The organism is Pedobacter sp. GSP4 (assembly GCF_051857575.1).
Taxonomy (GTDB): Bacteria; Bacteroidota; Bacteroidia; order Sphingobacteriales; family Sphingobacteriaceae; genus Pedobacter.
In genome coordinates, this window is record NZ_JBPZIR010000018.1 from 1 (window position 1) to 2,365 (window position 2,365).

The 2,365-nt window shown below is 50.7% G+C and carries 1 protein-coding gene; it reads right to left on the reverse strand.

All coding sequences use genetic code 11. The features are described from left to right. Positions 1-2,365: beta strand repeat-containing protein (locus ACS5PU_RS24265; protein ID WP_439461741.1), on the reverse strand; the 2,365-nt coding region annotated here is incomplete at both ends.

Genomic DNA, 2,365 nt, shown 5'->3' on the forward strand with positions numbered 1-2,365 from the left:
GGTATACGTTAAGGTGTAAATACCCGCCGGGGTATTCGCGGCCACGCTTACCGCGCCTGTTGCAGGGTTAAGCGTTACCTTTCCATTGCTGTCGTTGGTTCCATTAGTGATGGTGACATCTGCTAAAGTTGGCGCAGTTGTGGTGCCATTATAATTGTCGTTCGCTAATACGTTTGCGACAGCTGTTCCGCCGGTTACCGAGTTCGCTGAACCGGCATCGTCTTTGGCCAATACTGCACCAGAAGCAACCGTTACTTTTACCGTAGCGGTTGAGGTTTTGCTCGCATCCAGTTTATCGGTAATCGTGTAAGTTAAAGTGTAAACACCTGCCGGGGTATTCGCGGCCACGCTCACCGCGCCTGTCGCTGGGTTAAGCGTTACCTTGCCATTGCTGTCGTTGGTGCCGTTGGTGATGGTGACATCATTTAATGTCGGTGCTGTTGCAGTTCCATTGTAAGTATCATTCGAAAGTACGTTCGCTACAGCCGTTCCGCCCGTTACCGAGTTCGCTGAACCGGCATCGTCTTTAGCCAAAATTGCGCCTGAAGCCACGGTCACTTTTACCGTAGCGGTAGAAGTTTTACTTACATCAAGTTTATCGGTAATCGTGTAAGTTAAAGTGTAAACACCAGCCGGTGTATTCGCGGCCACACTTACCGCGCCTGTTGCAGGGTCAAGCGTTACCTTGCCGTTGCTGTCGTTGGTTCCATTGGTGATGGTCACATCTGCCAAGGTTGGAGCAGCAGTGGTTCCGTTGTAAGTATCGTTTGAAAGTACGTTTGCTACAGCCGTTCCGCCGGTTACCGAGTTCGCTGAACCGGCATCGTCTTTCGCCAATATTGCGCCAGAAGCCACGGTCACTTTTACCGTAGCGGTAGAAGTTTTGCTTGCATCAAGCTTATCGGTAATGGTATAAGTTAAGGTGTAAACGCCTGCAGGGGTGTTCGCGGCCACGCTCACCGCGCCGGTTGCAGGGTCAAGCGTTACCTTGCCATTGCTGTCGTTGGTGCCGTTGGTGATGGTGACATCTGCTAAAGTTGGCGCAGTTGTGGTGCCATTATAATTGTCGTTCGCTAATACGTTTGCGACAGCTGTTCCGCCGGTTACAGAGTTTGCTGAACCGGCATCGTCTTTCGCTAAAATTGCGCCTGAAGTAACCGTTACTTTTACCGTAGCGGTAGAAGTTTTCGAAGCATCCAGTTTATCGGTAATCGTGTAAGTCAAAGTGTAAACACCTGCCGGGGTATTCACGGCCACGCTTACCGCGCCTGTTGCAGGGTTAAGCGTTACCTTGCCATTGCTGTCGTTGGTGCCGTTGGTGATGGTTACATCTGCCAAGGTCGGAGCAGCAGTGGTTCCGTTGTAAGTATCGTTGCTTAAAACATTCGCTATAGCCGTTCCACCGGTTACCGAGTTCGCTGAACCGGCATCGTCTTTCGCTAAAATTGCGCCTGAAGCAACAGTTACCTTAATAGTAGCGGTTGAAGTTTTCGAAGCATCCAGTTTATCGGTAATGGTATAGCTCAAAGTGTAAACACCTGCCGGGGTATTCACGGCCACGCTTACCGCGCCTGTTGCAGGGTCGAGTGTTACCTTGCCATTGCTGTCGTTGGTGCCATTGGTGATGGTGACATCATTTAATGTCGGTGCTGTTGCAGTTCCGTTGTAAGTATCGTTGCTTAAAACATTCGCTACAGCTGTTCCGCCGGTTACCGAGTTCGCTGAACCGGCATCGTCTTTCGCTAAAATTGCGCCTGAAGCAACCGTTACTTTTACCGTAGCGGTTGAAGTTTTAGAAGCATCCAGTTTATCGGTAATGGTATACGTTAAGGTGTAAATACCCGCCGGGGTATTCGCGGCCACACTTACCGCGGCTGTTGCAGGGTTAAGCGTTACCTTTCCGTTGCTGTCGTTGGTGCCATTGGTGATGGTGACATCTGCTATAGTTGGCGCAGTTGTGGTGCCATTATAATTGTCGTTCGCTAATACGTTTGCGACAGCTGTTCCACCAGTTACCGAGTTAGCCGAACCAGCATCGTCTTTCGCCAAAATCGAGCCTGAAGCCACCGTCACTTTTACCGTAGCGGTAGAAGTTTTCGAAGCATCCAGTTTATCGGTGATGGTATAGGTCAAAGTGTAAACGCCCGCCGGGGTATTCCCAGCCACGCTTACCACTGCTGTTGCAGGGTTAAGCGTTACCTTGCCATTACTGTCGTTGGTGCCGTTGGTGATGGTCACATCTGCCAAGGTTGGAGCAGCAGTGGTTCCGTTGTAAGTATCGTTTGAAAGTACATTCGCAACAGCCGTTCCGCCGGTTACCGAGTTCGCTGAACCGGCATCGTCTTTCGCCAAAATTGCGCCCGAA